Here is a 20,076-nt window from a genome sequence, read left to right as displayed (position 1 = left end):
AAAGAAATGCTAAAATCATCTTATGAGAAAAAGAAATAATATTAAGATGACTAAAAACGCTAGTGCTGTTATTAATGAATTGATGGATAAACCTCATTATAAGCCTTTAAAAACCTTATTTTTTTGCAAAGATTTTTTAAGTTCTTTTCCGCTTGCCAAGCAACGTTTGATTGCTAAAATTTATGTAAAAAATCATATTTTAAATATAATAACCTTACATCCAGCAGCTTATCAAGAATTAAATCATGATGATAGCAAAATTTATATTAAATTTCTCATAAAAGCATATGGGCAAAAATATCCTTTAAGCGGATTTGTTGATATAAAAGATATAAAAATTTTTTCCCAAAAATACACTTATGCAGTAAATAAAAACAAAAATGATGAAAAACTCTCTAAAAATTCTTATTTGGAGCTTTCTAAGGGTGAATTTAAAAATTGCTTTAAAGATGAAAAATTATTTAAGAAATTTGAAGATTTAAGAGAACTTATAAAAAAAGGTTCTAATCTTGACTAAAGAGAATTTAGAAAATGAGCTAAAAACTCTTCCCAATAGTGCTGGAGTTTATCAATACTTCAATCAAGAAGGAAAGCTTTTATATGTAGGTAAGGCTAAAAATCTTAAAAATCGTGTCAAATCTTATTTTGCTTTTGCTCCAAATTTACATGCAAGTCCAAGAAATTCTTTAAGAATTCAAAAAATGATTGAAGAAACAGTGCATTTGGAATTTATCTCTACTAATTCAGAGGCTGATGCTTTGATTTTAGAAAATTCTTTTATCAAACAACTGCATCCAAAATATAATATTTTACTAAGAGATGATAAAACTTATCCTTATATTTATGTGGATTTTGAAGAAGAATTCCCACGCTTTGAGATCACTAGAAAATTGGTAAAAAAAAGCAAAATCAAATATTTTGGTCCTTTTTTTAAAGGTGCTAGAGAGCTTTTAGATGCGCTTTATTTATATTATCCTTTAAAGCAAAAAGCAAGTTGTAAATCCCCTTGTATTTTTTATCAAATTTCTCGTTGTCTTGCGCCTTGCGATAAACGCATCAGCAGGGAAAAATACCTTGAAATTTTAGATGAGGCTATGCACGCACTTTTAAATCCTAGTATTTTAATAAAAAATTTAGAAAAACAAATGCTTGTTTTAGCACAGAATGAAAATTACGAAGAAGCAGCTAAAGTAAGGGATCAGATTGCAACGATTAAAGATTTGGAAGTTAAGGTTGAAATAGATATTGCAAAATTAGAAGATTTTGAAGTATTTGCTTTAGCCTTTGAAAATTCCATGCTTTCAACCTTACGCTTTGTGGTGCAAAATGGAAAAATTATCAGTGCAAATTCTAAGATTACTCCTATAAAAAATGATATACAAGAGGATAAAAATGAAATTTATAAGCAATTGATTTTAGAAAATTTTAGTATGGACATTCCTTTGCTTGCAAATGTTATTTATGTTTATGAAGAATTTGAAGATAGAGTGCTTTTAGAAGAAATTTTAAGCCAAAGATTTGATAAAAAAATCAGTATTAAAATCCCTAAAATAGGAGAAAAAAGAAGAATTTGTGATTTGGCTTTTCAAAATGCCCTTTTAAATATAGAAAAAGAGCAAAAAAATCATGGTTTTACTATACAAAAAGAATTAAAGTCTTATTTTGAGCTTGAAAATTTACCAAATGATATAGAAATTTTTGATAATTCTCATTTGCAAGGCGTGGCAAATGTTGGAGCTATGGTAGCTTATAGAATAAATTCTTGGGATAAGTCAAAATATCGAAAATTTCATTTAAAACATAAAAATGATTATGATCAAATGCGTGAAGTTTTAACGCGTAGGGCTTTGGACTTTGATAAAATACCCCCTCCTGATTTATGGCTTATAGATGGAGGAAAGGCTTTGCTTGATTTGGCTAAAGAAATCATTGTAAGTAGTGGAGCTAATGTCGATATTTTAGCTATTTCAAAAGAAAAGATCGATGCAAAAGCACATAGGGCTAAAGGAGGTGCTAAGGATAAAATTCATTCCTTAAAAGGAGAATTTAGCTTAAGTATTAACGATAAAAAACTACAATTCTTACAGAAATTAAGAGATGAAGCACACCGTTTTGCTATCAGCTTTCATCAAAATACTAAGAAAAAACAGGACTTGAAAAGTTCTAAGCTTGCAAATTTAGGACTTAGTTCAGGGGTTATACAAAAACTTTTAGCGTATTATGGAAATTTTGAATCTATATATAAGGCTGATTTTAAAGATCTTGCAATGCTTGTAGGCAAGAAAGCGGCGCAAAAAATAAAGGAAAATTGATTTGATATTAGCAGGGATAATTTTTATTTTTAATCTAATTTTAGCGTATTTAAGTATTGATATCTCAAAGCTTGATAGTGTTGCTGAACAACTGAAAATAGGTATGTTTTCTAGCATTTTTGTTTTATCTTTAACACTTTTTATTTTTGCTTTTAGACGAAATAGAAATATAAACAAAATATATCAAAAAATTTTTTGCATGCAAAATGATTTTTTAAATTTTCAAAAAAAGATTGATGTTGATAGTGCGCTTGATTTGTTAAAGGAAAAATTTGAAACTACGGGACAAAATTTAACTAAAATATCCCATGAAAAAGACAGATATTTGCATTTATTAGAAGAAAATTTATATCAGCTTGGAAATATATCCAATGCAATGCGTTGCTTAAATGAAGGGTATAATAAAGAAATTAATTCTTTGATTTTAAATGCCTTAAATTCTCAAAAAGATCAAATTAGATTAGAATTAAATGAGGCTTTAGAGCATCATAAAAGCATTATAGGGACATCTCATGGAAAGGTTTTGCAGTTTGAAGCAAGTGTGGCTATAGTTAATAATGATGAGCTTGAAAATTTTTTACTTGCAAATTTACTTTCGTATTTTGGCATAGAAAGTACTTGTTTTAAAAATTTAAGTTTTGATGTTAATGACTTTCATTTGATTTTTATCAAGGATAAAATTTTAAATGAAAATGTAAAGAAAAACTATGATTTTATAGTGATGGGTCGGCATAAAAATACACATTATGAGTATTTTTTAACTTTACCTTTTGAAAAAAAAGATCTTGAAAATATTTTGCAAAACAAGCTTGATAAGGTTTGCACTTTAAAATTTAAAACCCCTTATCAAAATAATGTATTGCTTTTTAAACAAAATGATTTTGATGCAACCTTATTTTTCAATATAATAGAAAAACAATGCGATAAAAATATATGTATAAATTCTTTTAGTCAATTAAAACAAGAATTAAGCAAGGAGACTTATCGTTTGATTTTGCTTGATTATGAATTAATTAAATTTGATCTTGAGCAAATGAGAAATTTGCTAAGTGCTTATAAAAAACAGCATCCACAAAGCCATATCATCTTTTTTTCAAAGGAAAAAGTTAGGGATTTTGATTGTGTGAGTGAAGTTTTAAGTGATGTAAGTAGAAATGATCTTATAACTTTACTTAGAAAGTATTTACCAAAGGTCTAAACTTTATAAAATTTAACTCCAGCTAAATCGAGAATTTTTACCTTTTTTTCTTTGATAAGTTGATTTAAGAGAGTTTTGGATTGTTCATCAAATTTCACTTCAATGTCTATTTCGCTTTGTGAGCGTAAATGAAGCATTTTTAATAATTCTTCTTCATTGAAGCTTAGTTTTTCACCTTCATAATGCCTTTTGGCTAAGAGTACAGGAGTAGAATCTATAAGTTTGGAAAGTTCTAAAAGTTTTTCTTCGCTTACTTTTTTAACGGCATAAGCAGGAGGTCTATCTATGGTACTTAGATCAACTCTTAAAGGTATGATTTTTTTTAAAGCTTGATTGAGCGCTTTAAATTCTTCTTCGTTGTCATTAAGATCTTTAACAACTAGAATTTCCATAATCAAATCTCCATTAAACCTAGCTCTAAAATCTGCCATTTTTTCTATCATTTTTTCTAAGTCAATGTTTTTTAAAGCTCTATCAATACGATAAAAAGTTTTAGCAACTGCACTATCTAGGCTAAATTTGACCACATCTAGTTTTAGCAAAGCATTAAATTTGTCTTCATCTAATACAGCTGTGCCATTGCTTAAAATAAGCAATTTTTTATCTTTAGCAATGCTGCGTAAAGATAAAATAAGCTCATTTAAATAAGGATAAAGACTAGGCTCTCCGTTGGCAGTAAGGGTAAGAAAATCAAATTCAACATTTTTTTCAAGCACAACTTTAACTTCGGAGATAATTTTATCTATGCTGATAATTTCATCCTGTTTTTCTTGGGCTTTTTTTGGATCAAGCTCACAATAAACACAATCAAAATTGCATTGTTTTTTACTAGGGCTTAAATCTATACCCAAAGATCTTCCAAAACGCCTTGAGCTAACAGGACCAAAGAGTATTTTCATTTAGCTGAACTTTCTTGTACAAGCTTGATAAAATATTTTGCATTTTCAACAGGAATATCAGGCAAGATCCCATGTCCTAAGTTGAAAATATGAGCTTTATTTTGCATGGTTTTTAGTATTTTTTCCACTCCTTCTTTGATGGCATTTTTATCATAAAGTCTGCAAGGCTCCATGTTGCCTTGAAGAGTGTATTTGTGTGATAGTTTATCACGTGCTAAATCAAGCGGAGTGCTCCAATCAACCCCAAAAACATCAAAATTACCATCGATTCTATCCAAATAACCGCTAATGCCTTTAGGGAATAAAATTACAGGTATATTTGAGTATTTGCTTTTAATAAAATTTGAAATTTCAAGCATATAATTAAAAGAGAATTCAAAAAACTTATCGTATTCTAAAGCACTTGCCCAGCTATCAAAAATTTGTACAGCATTGGCACCTGCTTTAATTTGCTCTTCTAAATAAAGTTTTAAAACTTGAGTTAGTTTGTTTAGAATTTTATGTAAAAGTTCTGGGTTTTGATAGAGCATTTTTTTACACTTTGCATAATTTTTACTTCCGCCTCCTTCTATCATATAGGTAGCTATAGTCCAAGGGCTTCCGCAAAATCCTATTAAAGCCTTGTTTTGAGATAATTTTTCTCTAGTAAGCTTTAAGGCATCATAGACATAATTTAATTTTTTATGCGCATTTTGATCGTCAAGTTTTTCTAAGTCTTCTAGGGTTGAAATAGGATTATCAAAAATAGGCCCTTCTCCTTTTTCAAAGCGTAAATTCATGCCCATTTCGAGAGGAACAACTAAGATATCTGAAAAAATGATTGCTGCATCTACATCTAAAATATCAATAGGCTGTAAAGAAACTTCAGAAGCTTTTTTATAGTCTTTACACAAAGAGAGAAAATCGCCCGCTTGTTTTCTTACTTCCATATATTCTGGCAAATATCTTCCTGCTTGACGCATCATCCAAATAGGGGTATAGGGTGTAGGTTTTTTAAAGCAAGCATCAATAAAAATCATTATTTTCCTTTGTTTTTGGCAAAATTATAACAGAAATTGATAAATTAAATTGGTCAATTTTTCTATATTTGCTTCATATAAAGGAAATAATAAATTTTTTCATTTTATCTGGAGTTATTAGAAAATTTACGAGAATTATTGGAATTCTCGTTTATGTAATTTGAGTTTTGATTGATTTGTATATTAAGCCTTTGTATTGTTTGTGGCATTTCCTGCGTCAATTGTAGCAAAAAGCTTATTTAGCAAAGTCTCCTCATTTTTTTTGTATTGATCTTCTTTCATTTTTTGCCAAGCATAAGATCTAAAATCTTCTCTAACAGCACCAAGATCAATGTCTTCGTTGGTAAATTTGCTTGAACTTGTTTTTTCTTCTTCCTTTTCTTCTTTGTTTTTTGCTTCATTTAATGTGGCTTGAAATTCATCTGCTGAAGTATTTTTCTCTTTAACCTTTGTTGTGGTGCTAAAAATAGCATTTGATGTTTTTTGAGTATTATCTACTACCATTTTCTCCTCCTTTATTTAACTTTACATTAAACAAACAAGCAATTTCTATTCCAATTTATATCTTTTTTAAACTTTTTCTTTGAAATTTTTTATAATTTAATTTATCTTTGGCAAAAAGTAAGGCAAAAATCAAAGCAGGGCTTACAAAAAGTGCCGAAAATAAAGCATTAAATTCTATGCCCAATCCTGCTAAAACAATCCCACCTAAAAAACTTGCTAAAGCTATGCCTACATTAAAAGCTGCTTCATTTACACTTACTGTGCTGTCTATGACTTTATAAGTATGGCGTTTAGCTTTAGCAATGCTAAGCATTTTTAGCGCAGGTATAGTGGAAAAGGCAAAAAATCCTATCAAAGCTACGCTAAAAATGATTAAAATTTTAGAATGCATGGTGAGAAATACGCTTAAAAATACTAGAACTTGTATGCTTAAAATAAGACGCAGGGAAAAAATAGCACCTTTTTTATCTACTATTTTTCCGCCCCATAAATTTCCACAAATTGCACAAATTCCATATAAAAGTAAGATATAAGCTGTATCTTGGACTTTAAAACTGCTTATTTCTACGAGTAATTTTTGCAAATAAGTATAAAGAACAAATTGAGCCCCACAGCTACAAATGGTTATAGTATAAGTTTTTAACAAATTTTGATGCGAAAAAGCAGGGATTAGATTTTTAAGACTTGTTGGACTAGGATGTAAATTTTTGGGCATCATATGCCATACTCCAAAAAATGCTAGGCTTGTAATGATAAAAATAAGTAAAAAGATAAATTTAAAGCCAAAATAATGCCCTATGAAAGTTCCAAGTGGCACTCCAGTAACCAAGGCTACAGTAAGTCCTGTGACCATTATAGCTAGAGCGCTTGATTTTTTATCATCTGGGGTTATAGCACTTACAGCTAAGGTAGCAATGACAAAAAATACTCCATGTTGTGTTCCTGCTACAAAACGCGCAAACGCTGTAAGATAGAAATTTTGGCTAAAAAAGATAATGAAATTTGCTAAAGCAAAAATTCCAAGATTGATTAAAAGTTGTGTATGTCTGTGAAAACGACTTAAAGGTATAGTAATAAGAGGAGCACCTATAACAACACCTATAGCATATAAGGTTGTAAGATAGCCCGCAGTTTTTGCATCTACGCTAAAATACGCTTCAACATCAACCAAAACTCCTGCCATAACAAATTCGGTTACACCCATACAAAAAGCACTAAGAGCTAGTGCAAAAAGAGCTTTTTTGTAATTTTGCATTTTAATTTCCTTATAAAAATAAAAACGCATTATAATAAAATAAAGGCTTAATTTCCTTAAAAAATTCAAAATATTTTTGTTAAAATAAAATAAAAATTTTAAAGGTAAATAATGAAAAAAATTATTTTATTGCTTGGTTTAAGTTTGGTGAGTTTAGGGGCTTTGAGTTTTGATGAGCTTATGATATGTAATGAAATTGGTGTGCGTAATGAATTTGAGAATAAAAAACTTGCTTTAGTAGATAACATCTATAGTAGTTTGTATCAAAATATTTCAAAAAAAGCAGATAAAAAAGATGAAAAAAGATTTTAAAGCCATTTCAAAAAAGATGCTTAAAGAAAGAAAAATTTGTATAAAAAATATGCAAAATACAAAAGCAGGGGAAAATCCTATTTTGCCTTTACTCAATGCAAGTGATTGCATGCAAGAAGCTTATATTAAGGCTTTATTAGAGCTTATGCAAAGAGCAAAAGATATAAAGACTAAAGAAGTTTTAGAGCAAATTTTTAAAAATAAAGTTGATAAATATGAAAATTTACTCACTCAAAGTTTAAATACCAATAAAGATTTGCAAGATTTTATAGACAGCTTGGCTAAAGAAGATTTGATTGATTCTAGGGCTAAATTAAGCCTTAGGATTTAAATTAATTGCGAATTTAGCCGCTTCAAAATAACTTTTAGTGTTGATTTTAGCATTTTTATAGGCCTTATCAAAGGCCGTGCCATGATCAACGCTGACGCGTATGATGGGTAAATTTAAACTCACATTGATGCTTTTATCAAAATACAAGGCCTTTAAAGGAGCAAGGGCAAGATCGTGATACATAGCCACTAAACGATTGCAGTTTTTTAAACCAGCCTTAGTAAAAGCCGTATCAGCTACTAAAGGATAGGGTAGATAAACACCCTTGTCTTTAAAACTTAAAAGCAATTCTTTTTGTAAATTTTCATCTTTTAAAGCTTTTTTGAAAAATTTTTCATCTTTTTTAGAGCGTAAAAAGGCATTAACAAAAGTTATAGCTTTTTCCATGATTTTTTCTTCTTCTCCGCCTATGACTCCATAATCTCCAGCGTGAGGATTAAAACCTAAAAGCCCTATTTTTTTAAAATGCGTTTCTTTGTAAAAATCTTTTAAAAAGATGCTTAAATTTTTAAAAGTGATTTTTTTACTCACCTTAGCTAAAGGTACATGTTCGCTAAAAAGTCCTACAAACAGCTCTTTACAACCTAGCATCATAATGGCATTTTTTTTAAAAAAATCCCTTAAAGCATCGGTATGTCCTTTGTATTTAAGTCCTGCGTCTTCCCAAGCTTTTTTGTGTATAGGTAGAGTAAGCAAGGCATGGGCGTGTTTTTCATAGACAAAATAACTTGCCGCCTTAAAGCTTAAAAAACCATAAAGTCCACTTTTTGCATCTATTTCTCCGGCTTTGATTTCAAAATTTTCATCTACTTTAAAGCCTAAAGGAAGGCAAAAAGAGTAAATTTCAAGAGAATTTTGCTTTTTAAGAAATTTAAACTCATAGTCTTTTTTATCTTTAAAAGCTACGATTTTTACATTAAAAGGTTTTAAATTTAAAAGTTTTAAAGCTTTATCAAGCAAGCTTTCGTGGATAAAATAAAAAGGCGTGCAGATTTTACTTAGTTCTTCATGAGAACGCACTAAAATTTCAAGTCCTATGCCGTTTATATCGCCTATGCTAATGGCTAGTTTTTTCATCTTTTAATAAGTTCTTTCATTTCTAAAATAGCGTTTTGAAGTCCTGTAAATACAGATCTTGCTACAATGCTTTGTCCTATATTTAGCTCACAAATTTCTTTAATTTTTGTTATAGGTTTTACATTTTTGTAATTTAAACCATGTCCTGCGGCTACTTTTAAACCAAATTCTGTGCCTTTTTTAGCACAGAGTGTTAAATTTTGCAATTCTTTTTCAAAGTGAGCTTGCAGGGTTTTTTTATCTTGATCAAGTTCTTTTAAGGCAAAAGCAGTATGAGAGATATTGCTAAAAAGTGCGTTGTGTAAATTCGCATAATGTCCTGTATGAAGCTCTATGAATTGGGCTTTTAAAATTTTTGATTTTTCTATATCTTCTAAACTAGGATTGATAAAAAGCGAAACTTCAATGTTTGCACTTTGAAGTTTTTCTATGCTTTGTTTTAATTTAGCATGATTTAAACAAAGCCCTCCTTCTGTAGTAAGCTCTTCTCTTTTTTCAGGCACTAAAGTAACGCGGTGGGGTTTGAGTTTAAGAGCTAAATTTAAAATTTCATCATTTAAAGCACATTCTAAATTGATAGGGCTTTTGCAAAATTTTATAATATTTTCCAAGTCAAAATCCTGAGCATGACGGCGATCTTCTCTTACATGCAAAGTGATTTGATCTCCGTGTTTAGCTGCTATAAAAGCAGCCTCTAAAAGATCAGGATCATTTACCATTCTAGCTTGTCTTAACACTGCGATATGATCGATATTTACACCTAAAAGCATATTTTTCCTTTAGAACTTTTTTGCTATTATACTATAAAATCAAACAAGGAAAGTCATGTTAGGTATAGATCTTGGTTCAAATACTTTAAGAGCAGTACAAATGGATGAAAAATTAAATAAATTAAAAGAATATGAATTTGTTATTGGAGCAGCGAAAAATCTAAATCAAAGTGGAGAAATTTCTAAAGAAGCCATACAAAGATTAAAAAATGCTTTGAGTATTTTGGCTAAAGAGCAAGATTTAAGCAAAGCAAGAGCTGTAGCGACTGCAGCTTTTAGAAAAGCAAGCAATACAAATGAAATTTTTGCCCATTTAAAAGAAGAATTTGGGATTGATTTTAAGCTTATAGATGCCAAAAGTGAAGCTAAGATCAGTGTTTTAGGTATGCAAGTGGGCTTAAGAAGGCTTAAAATTTGGGGAGAGTTTGCGTATTGTGATTTAGGAGGGGCTTCTTGTGAGCTTTCTTTTGGAAAAAGTTTTAAAAGTTTTGATTTTGGTATTATTAGTTTTTATGAAAAAAATTGCCATTCTTATTATAAATCTTGTATTTCTTACAAAAAATTGATAAAAAAATATCCTAAATTTATCATCAATATTAAAGATAAAAAACTTAAAATTCATTTTTTAATTGCAAATCCCTATTTAAAGCATTTAGCTTTTATGGCTTTTGATGAGGTGGCTATGATTAAAAAGGAACTTCGTTCTTTAGGGGCTAAAACGGTGGTTTTAAATTCCGGAGTTCCTACTACACTTAGCGCATTAAAACAAAATATAAGCTATGAAAAGTATGAAGCAACTAGAGTAAATGGTAAAAAACTTTGCCATAAGGATTTTTTAAACTATGCTATTAAACTTTTTCATATGGAAGAAAAAAAGGCTATAAAAGAAGTAGGCATGATGAGAAAAAATTATTTGAGTGCAGGTTGTTTGCTGTTTTATGCTTTGTTTGATAAACATAAACTTCTAGTCATTGATGAGGGTTTAAGGGAGGGAGTTTGTTTAGCAAGTATGAAAAATATAAAATTTTAGTTTTTTTGAAATTCGAAAAAATGAAATTTTTCATCAAAATTAAAAAATAAAATTTTAGCTTGAGATAAAAAACTTTCGTAAGTTTTAATGTTTTTATTTTTTGTGTATTCTAATAAATCTTCAAAACCAAAATCCATTAAAGCAAGACTTTGTTTTTTAAAAGCTAAAGGTTTAAAATCATATTCTTTGATGAGTTTTTGAAGATGGGTAAAATTAACATTATAAGTTAGATCGCTTTTGCCGAAAAAATCTTTTAAAGATACTTCAAAAGGGCTAAAAACTTCGTGCTTTTGATAGATTCTTAAGCTAAAATTTTGTGGATTCAAAGTTCCATAGTCAAATCCCGCAAATATAAATCTCTCGCAAGCTTGATCTAAATCTTTAAAAAAATTTTCAAGCTCTAAGCTGAGTTCACCTTTTTTAAGATTTAAAGCTTTACATTTTGTGATCAAATTTTCATCCATATTTTTAAAAATAAGTTTAAAATTTTCTACAAATGCCATTTTATCATGATTTATAAGTTCGCAGGTAAAACTATCAAAAAGTTCATTGCAAAAGAAAAAAGCGTTCTTAAAATGGCATTCTTTAAGACTATTTTTGTGAGTAAATTCCACTCCTTCTAAAGTCTTTTTTTGTAATGTTCTTAATTTTTCATGTGGCTCTATGATGAAAAAAGAAATTTGAGAAAAAATTTCAGGTCTTAATTCAAGCAAAGCGGTTAAAAAATCACGACTTAAGTAGCCTTCATTAGCGCCTATTTCTACAAGTTCTAAAGGGGGTTGTAAAATTTTTTTATCTATTAAATTTAAAAAATGCTTGGCTAAAAGTGTGCCAAAAAGATTTCCTACGCTAACAGCAGTAAAAAAATCCCCATTTTTTCCTATACTTACAGCATTTTTATAATAGCTTTCATGTAGCCAAGCATGGAAAAAGTCGCTAAATTTCATTGAAAAATAGCATTAAATTTGGATACAAAATCCAAAGGATCAACTTGTTTGCCTCCGGCTAAAATTCCAAAATGCAAATGCGGCCCACTTACCCTACCACTAGCTCCGCTAATTCCTATAAGTTCGCCTTTTTTTATCTTTTGTCCTACTTTAACATCGATTTTAGAAAGATGATAGTATTGTGAATAAATTCCAAAACCATGATCAATGACTACTGAATTTCCCGCAAAATAACGATCTTTTGCAATTTTTACTACGCCTGAATTGGCTGCATAAATAGGCGTTCCTGTGGCGGCTCTAAAGTCCGTTCCACTATGATAACTTGCTACTTTTTCATTAAAAGTTCTTGCTTTGCCAAAATCACTTGTGATAAAAGAATTTAAAGGTATATTAAAAGCACTGTTAAATAAAGCTTTTGGAGTATAAGAACTATAAATCGCATTGGCTTCTTTTAATTCTTTAGCGATGCGTTCTTGTACGGTTTTTGGTGGAAAAATCTTTTTGTTTTCAACTTGCAATTTTTCACTTTTATAATTACCTTCTAAAGTTTTTATGAAAATTTCTTCTTTTTTATCTTTATAAAATGCGATAAGTTTTGTATTTTGCGGGGGATTTTTGTAAGGTAAGGAAAAAATAGCTAGAATTTTTTCTTGATTTTTAGGATGTGCAAAGGTGGGAATATTTTTATCATTATTTTTCAAAGATAAAAAATCTTTCTTATCTAGTTCCAAAAATAAAGCTTGACCTTTGATGAGTTCTAAATTTTGAGCTCCAAAAAGCCAAAGAGTAAAGCTTAAAAAAAGCCATAAGGCTTTCATAGGCTTAACTCTTTAAGATCGGCGATTTTTAAAAACTCCGCATAAATTTCATAAACCAAAGCTTGGCGATTATTTTTAAGTTTTTCATCTTCAGCATTAATCATCACTTGATTAAAAAACTCATCAATAAAAGGCTTAAGTGCAAAAAGATTTTCAAGTTTTTCTTGTAAAGAGTTGGCTTTAGTTTTTTCTTGAAAAGCTTTGTAAAGTTTGCTTTCTGCTTCTTGAACAAAAAGACTTTCATCAACTTTATGAGAATTTTTAGTGGCGATATTGGCTAGTCTTTTAAAGGTTACAAAATTTTCATTAAAATTGTCTTTTTTGCTAAGTTTTATAAGAGCATTTACGCTTTGATTGATATGGATAAGATCTGTATTTTGTGAGCTTAAAACTGCTTTTACAAAAGAAGCATTGACTGTATAAAAAGTATAAAGTCTTTCAAAAATAAAATCTTTTAAAATTTGCATATCAAAGCTTTTATAATGACTTGAAAGTTTTTCTAATAAAATTTGGATATCAAATTCTTTATTTAAATTTAGAGCGATTTTAATGATCCCATTGGCTGCTCTTCTTAAGGCATAAGGATCCTTTGTTCCGCTTGGAATTTTTCCTATGCTAAAAAGTCCTATAAGGGTATCAAGCTTGTTTGCAAGGGCTACTATGCTTGAAAATTCTGTGCTTGGAAGTGGAGCTTGTTCAGAATTAGGAAGATATTGTTCTTTGATGGCTAAGCAAATTTCATAATCTAATCCCATTTTTTGCGCATAATAACTTCCCATAATGCCTTGCAAATCAGTAAATTCATAAACCATTTGTGTGGCTAAGTCTGCTTTGGCGTATTTTAGTGCTGTGCTGATATTTTCGATTTTATCATTATGAAGCATTTGACATAAAATTTCAGCAATTTTAATCTCTCTTAAACTTTTATCTTGCATTGTGCCTAAACCTTCAAGATAAGTCATTTTGGCAAGTTTTTCAGGTTGTAAACCATTTTGTAAATCATTTTGATAAAAAAACATTGCATCGCTAAGTCTTGCACGCAAAACTCTTTCATTTCCATGTATGATTTTTGAATAATCCTTACATACTGCATTGCTTACTACTATAAAATGATTACTTAAGCCTTTGTCGTTAAAAACCGCAAAATAGCGTTGATTTTCTCTCATTGAAGTGATGATGACTTCGCTAGGAATTTCTAAAAATTCTTCTTCAAAGCTTCCTAAAAGTGCATTAGGATATTCTGTGATAGCAACTACTTCAGCTAAAAGCTCTTCATCTTCTCCAATTTGTATATTTTTTTGACTTTCTATGAGTTTAAATTGTTCAAGTATTTTTTCTTTTCTTTTGATTGGATCAAGGATAATATAGTTTTTTTCTAGTAGTTCAAAATATTCTTTTGCATTGTTAAAATCTTTCAAATCATAACTTACACTTCTGTGAATGAAAGTTTTTTTAGCACTTTTTACCCCATAACTTTGAAAATCAACAAGTTCATCATTTAAAATGCAAGCTATAGAACGGATCGCACGAATGAATTCAAAAGAATTTGCACCCCAACGCATACTTTTGCCAAAACTAAGACTTTTTAGAAATTTTTCTACCATTTCTCCTAAAATTTCTTGACTTTGTAAACCTTTGATAGCTTTTTGATGATATAAAACTTCCTTACCTTTGATTTCTTTAAAAGCGAGTTCATTTTCACTGATCCCTGCTTTTTGCAGGAAGCTTTGTCCCGCAGGAGTTAAAACTCCATCTTTATAAGCAACATTTTTAGGTGCTCCTATAAATTCAGCAAAACTATCTTCTTGTTTGTCTGCAAAATCTTCATGAAAAAAAACTAAACGACGCGGAGTATAATAAAATTTAAAATCACTTACCAAGCGATATTCTTCTAAAACATTTTTCCATTTTTTTTCTATATTAGCTAATTCTTTTAACAAAGGAATAGCAGGTAATTCTTCTGTGCCAATTTCTATTAATAATTCACTCATAATTTACTCTTTTTAAAATTTGTTTCTAATTTTAACTAAAATTTCATTAAAAAACTTATAAATACTTTTGCAAAAAGCCTTTAAGTTCACTAGCGTTGCTAAATTCATTTTCTTTTAAATCTTTTTGATACCATTTGGCATGAAAATAAGGCAAATTGGCATTTTTAGCACATTCTTTATCTTTTTGACTATCTCCTATAAAAACGCTTGTTTTATGTGGAGCCTCGCTTTTTAAAAGCTCTAGCATCATAGGATGAGGTTTGGGTTCTATGCCTAAACTTATGCCTAAAATTTTATCAAAATAAGGAATGATATCGTGTTTTTTAAGTATACTTGAAAGTGAGCTTTGAGGGGCGTTAGTAGCAATAGCTAAAAAACAATTTTTGCTTTTTAAAAATTCTAAAAGTTCTTTCACTCCTTCAAAAAGCACCACGCTTTGTTCATAGTGTTTGACAAAATATTTTTCATAGCCTTCTTTAAAACTAGAATGATGGAAATTTTCTATATTATAAAGTTCTTTTGCCCAGTCAATATTGGGAGTATTGATGGTTTGCATAATGATTTCTCTTGAAAGTGGGGCTAGGTTTAAATCCTGCCTTATTTCATTAACTGCACAAGAAATGGCATTTGCACTATCGATTAAAGTTCCATCCATATCAAAAAATACATTAATCATTCATAATCCTTTAAATAATTTTTATGTTTTTCTTTTTTCTCACCTTGTTTTTTTTGCTTATCTAAAGCATTGGCAAGATTTAAAAGTTCACTTTTTTCTTTGGAAAAATCTAAACAAGCATTGACAAAAAATTCAAGATTTTTTGCATAGGTTGAGTTAAGATTTACTGCGAGATTTTTTTCAAAAAATTTAGCATTTTTTAACATTCTTTCTTGAAATTTAATTTTATCAAAATCTTCTTTTTTAAGCGCAGATATGGCGCCATTGAAAAATTTTTCAAGATTTCTTAGGTATTTTACACGTAAGGCTTTTTCTTCATTTTTTGTCAAAATTCTTCCTTAGGTATTTTTATGAATGCGACATTCTAGCGCTTCTTGAACTAAATTTCTAGCGATTACTTTTTCAGAGCGAATGATGCGTATATTTTCATCTATGCTTGAAAAAAGCATCTTTTTCAAAGTTCCATTTACATGAATGATAGTATCTATAGGTTTTGGATAATTAGCTAGCACTTGACATAAAATTTCAAGTTTAGCTTCATTTGTAACTGTGATAATAGCTACTGCACATTCTTCTATATTGGCAATTTTTAAGGTTTCTTCTTGAGCAGCATTGGCAAAAACGACATTTTCACCCCGACTAACTCCAAGTTCTACTAAATTTAAATCACTTTCTAAAACAAGATAAGGTACGCCTGTGTTTTTGATTTTTTGTACGACTTCTTGTCCTAAGCGTCCATAGCCAAAAACAACAAGATGATTTTTAAGCTTGATATTGCTGTCAATATTTTGCACAGCGTTGGTATTAAGTGCTATATCTTCTACAACATTGGTAATTTTTCTTATATTGTTTAAAATAAAAGGCGTGATAATCATGGTTAAAATAGAAACAACAATTAAAATTTGTGAAGTTTTGATATCAAGCATGTTTTTTGCTTGCAAAAGAGAAAAAATTGCTAGGGCGAATTCGCCAATTTGCGCTATGGCAAAAGCTGTTTTAAGCGCTACTCTTTTTTTGGTGTAAAGAAATAAAAAGCCAAAAACTATGCCAAATTTTAAAGCCATTACAAGAAGGGTTAAAACTATGATTAAAAACCAATTTTGTGCCACTACATCAAGTTGAATTTGCATGCCTACAGTTATGAAAAAAAGCCCTAAAAGCAAATCTCTAAATGGGATCAAGTCCGCTTCTATTTTGTGTTTATATTTTGTTTCTGCTATCAAAGCACCTGCTATAAAAGCACCCAAAGAATAAGAAAATCCAAAATAATTTGCTAAAAAACTTGCTCCAATAACCATAAATAAAACAGTACTAATAAAAATTTCTTGAGAAGAAGTGTGGATAATGAGTCTAAAAATTCTATCCACTAGATATTTACCTATGAAAAATAATAAAGTGATTAAAATAAGTGCTGAAATTAAAGTGGTAAAAAGGAGTTTTTCTATGTTTTGATTGTTGGATGAAAAAATATCTACAAGCAAAAGCAAAGGAATAACAGCTATATCTTGAAAAAGCAAAATTCCCAATGCTTTTCTGCCATATTGCTCATTTATATCGCCATTATCATTTAAAATTTTAAGCACCACTGCGGTTGAAGAAAGTGCTAGTGTAAAGCCTACTATGGTAGCGCTTTTATCTCCAAGTCCTAAAATTCCTATAGCAAGTAGCATAAAAACAAAGCCACAAGTAAGTATCTGCAAAGAGCCGTTTAAAAAAACTTCTTGTTTCATCGCCATTAAATGCTTAAAAGAAAATTCAAGCCCTATGGTAAACATTAAAAACACTATACCAAATTCGGCTATATGGGTGATTTCGCCTTTGCCGCTTAAATGATAAATTTCAGAAATGATTTCTCCAGCAGCTATATATCCAATGATAGTTGGAATTTCAAATTTTTTAAATATGACATTTAAAACTATAGCTATAGCAACGGTGATTAAAAAAATTTCTAAAAAATTATCCATTATTTTTTATTTTTTCTCATAAAAAATCAAATCAAAGCTATTTTTATGCTTGACAACGGCTTTGCTAGCCGCTTCTTTATCTTGTTGTTTACTTAATTCTAAGCGTAGTTCATCAATTAAATTTTCAAATTCGTGAAGTTGGTTTTTCAATTTTAAGATAACATCTACCCCAGCAAGATTGATTCCCATGTCTCTTGTTAAACGCAATATAAGTTTAATACGGTCAATATCTCTTTGAGAATAAAGTCTTATTTTGCCATCGGTTCTACTTGGTTCTATCAATCCTTCTCTTTCGTATTGCCTTAAGGTTTGTGGATGTATGCTTAAAACTTTAGCCACAACACTGATTAAATATACAGGTTCATCATAATGGTGTTCCATATTTTATTCCTTTCTTTAAGGTAATTTTTCTTTTAAGAGTTCTATAAATTTTTCATCAAGAGTATCTAAATTTGGCAAAACAACATTTAAAATCAAATACATATCCCCATAAATATCACTTTTTCTATTTTGCACTCCATAACCTTTTAAACGAATTTTTTGGTTATTTTTTGAATTAGGCGTTATGTTAATTGTCGCTTCTTCCTTGCCTTCTTTGAGTGTTTTTATATTTATTTTTCCACCAAAAAGTGCAGTTTTTAAAGAAATATCAACTTTTTGATATAAATCATCGTCTTCTCTTGTGTAAATAGGACTTTCTTCTATTTTTACAATAATGATTAAATCGCCTCTAGTTCCATTTCTGCTTTGTTTTCCTTTAGAGCGAATTCTTAGTTTCTCGCCTTCTTTTATACCGTGTGGAATTTTAAATTTAATGGTTTCGCCTTGAAAATTAAAACTATGCTCCCCGCCTTTAACAGCTTTTTCAAAAGGAATGTGAAGCTCTAGATTGCTGTCTAAATTTTCTTCTTCAAAACCTCCAAATCCTCCAAAACCACTGTTAAAGCCTTTTGAAGAAAAGCCGTTAAAACCCCCTCTTGAGCGTCCACCAAAGCCTCCTCCAAAGAGATCTTTTAAAATATCGTCTAAATTTACCCCACCAGTATTTCTTGAAAAATCATGAAAACTTTGTCCACCAAACATAGAATCGCCGTATTGGTCATACTGAGCTCGTTTTTTTTCGTCACTTAAAATTTCATAAGCAGCATTAATTTCTTTAAATTTTTCTTCCGCACCTTTTTCTTTGTTGATATCAGGATGGTATTTTCTAGCTAGGCGACGGTAAGCTTTTTTTATTTCATCTGCACTAGCGTTTTTGCTAACTCCAAGAGTTTCGTATAAACTATTCATGTTATATTTCCTTAAAAATTTTTACTTGATTATATAAAGGATTAAATTATAACATAAACTTTAGCCTAAGTCAATCAAGTTTTATAAATTTTTATCACTCAAGGTTTTATTTACAATTTTGTAAATTTTCAGTTTTATACTATGAAGACAGTAAAATATTTTACGAGATAATTTATCTTTAAGAACAAAAGGAAATGAAATGAAAAAGATTTTTTTATCATTAAGTTTAGCGAGTGCTTTATTTGCCGCAAGTATTAATTTTAACGAATCAACTACAACGGCTAATCGTGTAAATCCTGCTGCTGGAAATGTAGTGCTTTCTTATCATGATTCTATTAAAGATGCAAAAAAATCAGTGGTTAATATTTCTACCTCAAAAACTATTACAAGAGCGAATCGTCCAAGTCCTTTGGATGATTTTTTTAATGATCCTTATTTTAAACAATTTTTTGATTTTGATTTTCCTCAAAGAAAAGGAAAAAATGATAAAGAAGTAGTGAGTTCTTTGGGATCAGGGGTGATTATTTCAAAAGATGGCTATATAGTAACAAATAATCACGTTGTAGATGATGCTGATACGATTACAGTAAATTTACCAGGAAGTGATACAGAATATAAAGCAAAACTTATAGGTAAAGATCCAAAAACAGATTTGGCTGTTATAAAAATAGAGGCTAATAATCTTTCAGCTATTACTTTCACAAATTCTGATGATTTAATGGAAGGAGATGTTGTTTTTGCACTTGGAAATCCTTTTGGAGTCGGTTTTAGTGTTACAAGTGGGATAATATCTGCTTTAAATAAAGACAATATAGGTTTAAATCAATATGAAAATTTTATACAAACAGATGCTTCTATCAATCCAGGAAATTCAGGTGGAGCTTTGGTGGATAGTCGTGGATATTTAGTAGGTATTAATTCAGCTATTCTTTCTCGCGGAGGTGGAAACAACGGCATAGGTTTTGCTATACCTTCAAATATGGTTAAAGATATAGCTAAAAAACTTATTGAAAAAGGCAAGATTGATAGAGGATTTTTAGGTGTGACTATTTCAGCTTTGCAAGGTGATACTAAAAAAGCTTACAAAAATCAAGAAGGAGCTTTAATTACTGATGTTCAAAAAGGTTCAAGTGCTGATGAAGCAGGGCTTAAGCGTGGAGATTTAGTTACTAAAGTTAATGATAAGGTTATAAAAAGTCCTATTGATCTTAAAAATTATATAGGAACTTTAGAGATTGGTCAAAAAATTTCATTAAGTTACGAAAGAGATGGAGAAAATAAGCAAGCAAGTTTTACTCTTAAAGGTGAAAAAGAAAATCCTAAAGGCGTACAAAGCGATTTGATTGATGGTTTGAGTTTGAGAAATTTAGATCCAAGACTTAAGGATCGTTTGCAAATTCCAAAAGATGTTAATGGTGTTTTGGTTGATAGTGTTAAAGAAAAGAGCAAAGGAAAAAATTCTGGTTTCCAAGAGGGTGATATTATCATAGGTGTTGGACAAAGTGAAATTAAAAATTTAAAAGATTTAGAACAAGCCTTAAAACAAGTTAGTAAAAAAGAATTTACTAAAGTTTGGGTATACCGCAATGGTTTTGCGACTTTGCTTGTGCTTAAATAAAAATAAAGGAAGGATTTTCCTTTCGTTATAAATTTTAGTTTAAAATTAAAATTAAGTTTAAAATA

19 protein-coding genes and 1 pseudogene are annotated in these 20,076 nt (G+C 29.7%); 6 read left to right on the top strand and 14 right to left on the bottom strand.

The window, feature by feature from the left end:
• Window positions 1-22 precede the first annotated feature (22 nt).
• The 3 genes from AJ884_RS08755 to AJ884_RS08745 are packed head-to-tail and all read left to right on the top strand — an operon-like array spanning window position 23 to window position 3,510.
• Window positions 23-517 (top strand): hypothetical protein, encoded by a 495-nt coding sequence (locus AJ884_RS08755; RefSeq protein ID WP_004305626.1) that lies wholly within the window; start codon window positions 23-25, stop codon window positions 515-517.
• Entirely contained in the window at window positions 510-2,312 is a 1,803-nt protein-coding gene (gene uvrC / locus AJ884_RS08750) for an excinuclease ABC subunit UvrC (RefSeq protein ID WP_044780110.1), read from the top strand. Before AJ884_RS08755 ends, uvrC begins: the two co-directional genes overlap by 8 nt.
• Window position 2,313: 1 nt before the next feature.
• Window positions 2,314-3,510: a hypothetical protein gene (locus AJ884_RS08745; protein ID WP_070286642.1), complete on the top strand. Its 1,197-nt coding sequence runs from the start codon at window positions 2,314-2,316 to the stop codon at window positions 3,508-3,510.
• Here the strand turns inward: AJ884_RS08745 and AJ884_RS08740 are convergent.
• The 4 genes from AJ884_RS08740 to AJ884_RS08725 all read right to left on the bottom strand — a co-directional run bounded on the left by AJ884_RS08740 (window position 3,507) and on the right by AJ884_RS08725 (window position 7,187).
• Window positions 3,507-4,409: a radical SAM protein gene (locus AJ884_RS08740; RefSeq protein ID WP_070286641.1), complete on the bottom strand. Its 903-nt coding sequence runs from the start codon at window positions 4,407-4,409 to the stop codon at window positions 3,507-3,509. The genes AJ884_RS08745 and AJ884_RS08740 overlap by 4 nt on opposite strands.
• On the bottom strand, window positions 4,406-5,428 hold the full coding sequence (gene hemE, locus AJ884_RS08735) for a uroporphyrinogen decarboxylase (RefSeq protein WP_070283102.1): 1,023 nt from the start codon (window positions 5,426-5,428) through the stop codon (window positions 4,406-4,408). The genes AJ884_RS08740 and hemE overlap by 4 nt, the downstream gene beginning before the upstream one ends.
• A 183-nt stretch (window positions 5,429-5,611) precedes the next feature.
• Window positions 5,612-5,932, bottom strand: a complete 321-nt coding sequence (ciaC, locus tag AJ884_RS08730) for an invasion antigen CiaC (RefSeq protein ID WP_070286640.1) — start codon at window positions 5,930-5,932, stop codon at window positions 5,612-5,614.
• A 55-nt stretch (window positions 5,933-5,987) separates the two neighbouring features.
• A complete protein-coding gene (locus tag AJ884_RS08725) occupies window positions 5,988-7,187 on the bottom strand; it encodes an MFS transporter (protein WP_002861936.1) in 1,200 nt (399 codons plus the stop codon).
• A 111-nt stretch (window positions 7,188-7,298) separates the two neighbouring features.
• Between AJ884_RS08725 and AJ884_RS08720 the strand changes: the two are divergent.
• Window positions 7,299-7,830: pseudogene (locus tag AJ884_RS08720) on the top strand (hypothetical protein).
• On the opposite strand, the gene pdxA reads toward AJ884_RS08720, so the two are convergent.
• Complete coding sequence (gene pdxA, locus AJ884_RS08715; protein WP_070286639.1) at window positions 7,813-8,907, bottom strand: 4-hydroxythreonine-4-phosphate dehydrogenase; 1,095 nt, start codon at window positions 8,905-8,907, stop codon at window positions 7,813-7,815. The pseudogene AJ884_RS08720 and the gene pdxA sit on opposite strands and share 18 nt — an antisense overlap.
• The gene (locus AJ884_RS08710) at window positions 8,904-9,677 is read right to left on the bottom strand and encodes a pyridoxine 5'-phosphate synthase (protein ID WP_002861932.1); all 774 of its coding nucleotides are present in this window, start codon (window positions 9,675-9,677) and stop codon (window positions 8,904-8,906) included. Before AJ884_RS08710 ends, pdxA begins: the two co-directional genes overlap by 4 nt.
• Window positions 9,678-9,732: 55 nt before the next feature.
• Here AJ884_RS08710 and AJ884_RS08705 point away from each other — a divergent pair, with 55 nt between their 5' ends.
• The gene (locus AJ884_RS08705; protein WP_070286638.1) at window positions 9,733-10,707 is read left to right on the top strand and encodes an exopolyphosphatase; all 975 of its coding nucleotides are present in this window, start codon (window positions 9,733-9,735) and stop codon (window positions 10,705-10,707) included.
• On the opposite strand, the gene AJ884_RS08700 is transcribed toward AJ884_RS08705, so the two are convergent.
• The 8 genes from AJ884_RS08700 to AJ884_RS08665 are packed head-to-tail and all read right to left on the bottom strand — an operon-like array spanning window position 10,704 to window position 18,393.
• On the bottom strand, window positions 10,704-11,654 hold the full coding sequence (locus tag AJ884_RS08700) for an SAM-dependent methyltransferase (protein WP_070286637.1): 951 nt from the start codon (window positions 11,652-11,654) through the stop codon (window positions 10,704-10,706). The two genes, AJ884_RS08705 and AJ884_RS08700, sit on opposite strands and share 4 nt — an antisense overlap.
• Entirely contained in the window at window positions 11,651-12,472 is an 822-nt protein-coding gene (locus AJ884_RS08695) for a M23 family metallopeptidase (RefSeq protein ID WP_070286636.1), read from the bottom strand. Before AJ884_RS08695 ends, AJ884_RS08700 begins: the two co-directional genes overlap by 4 nt.
• Window positions 12,469-14,463: a glycine--tRNA ligase subunit beta gene (gene glyS, locus AJ884_RS08690; RefSeq protein ID WP_070286635.1), complete on the bottom strand. Its 1,995-nt coding sequence runs from the start codon at window positions 14,461-14,463 to the stop codon at window positions 12,469-12,471. Before glyS ends, AJ884_RS08695 begins: the two co-directional genes overlap by 4 nt.
• Window positions 14,464-14,518: 55 nt before the next feature.
• Entirely contained in the window at window positions 14,519-15,139 is a 621-nt protein-coding gene (locus AJ884_RS08685) for an HAD family hydrolase (RefSeq protein WP_044779052.1), read from the bottom strand.
• On the bottom strand, window positions 15,136-15,468 hold the full coding sequence (locus AJ884_RS08680; protein ID WP_070286634.1) for a hypothetical protein: 333 nt from the start codon (window positions 15,466-15,468) through the stop codon (window positions 15,136-15,138). Before AJ884_RS08680 ends, AJ884_RS08685 begins: the two co-directional genes overlap by 4 nt.
• Window positions 15,469-15,477: 9 nt before the next feature.
• Window positions 15,478-17,103, bottom strand: coding sequence for a cation:proton antiporter (locus AJ884_RS08675; protein WP_044779055.1), 1,626 nt, complete (start codon window positions 17,101-17,103; stop codon window positions 15,478-15,480).
• Between the two features lie 6 nt (window positions 17,104-17,109).
• Window positions 17,110-17,484, bottom strand: a complete 375-nt coding sequence (hspR, locus tag AJ884_RS08670) for a heat shock transcriptional regulator HspR (protein ID WP_002861924.1) — start codon at window positions 17,482-17,484, stop codon at window positions 17,110-17,112.
• Window positions 17,485-17,499: 15 nt separating this feature from the next.
• The gene (locus tag AJ884_RS08665; RefSeq protein WP_044779056.1) at window positions 17,500-18,393 is read right to left on the bottom strand and encodes a DnaJ family protein; all 894 of its coding nucleotides are present in this window, start codon (window positions 18,391-18,393) and stop codon (window positions 17,500-17,502) included.
• Between the two features lie 199 nt (window positions 18,394-18,592).
• Between AJ884_RS08665 and htrA the strand changes: the two genes are divergently transcribed.
• Window positions 18,593-20,011: a serine protease HtrA gene (htrA, locus tag AJ884_RS08660; protein WP_044779057.1), complete on the top strand. Its 1,419-nt coding sequence runs from the start codon at window positions 18,593-18,595 to the stop codon at window positions 20,009-20,011.
• The last annotated feature ends 65 nt before the right edge of the window (window positions 20,012-20,076 follow it).

The organism is Campylobacter sp. BCW_6463, assembly GCF_001762785.1.
Classification (GTDB): Bacteria; Campylobacterota; Campylobacteria; order Campylobacterales; family Campylobacteraceae; genus Campylobacter_D; species Campylobacter_D jejuni.
Note: the sequence above shows the minus strand (reverse complement) of the source record. Positions and strands in the feature narration are given on the sequence as shown.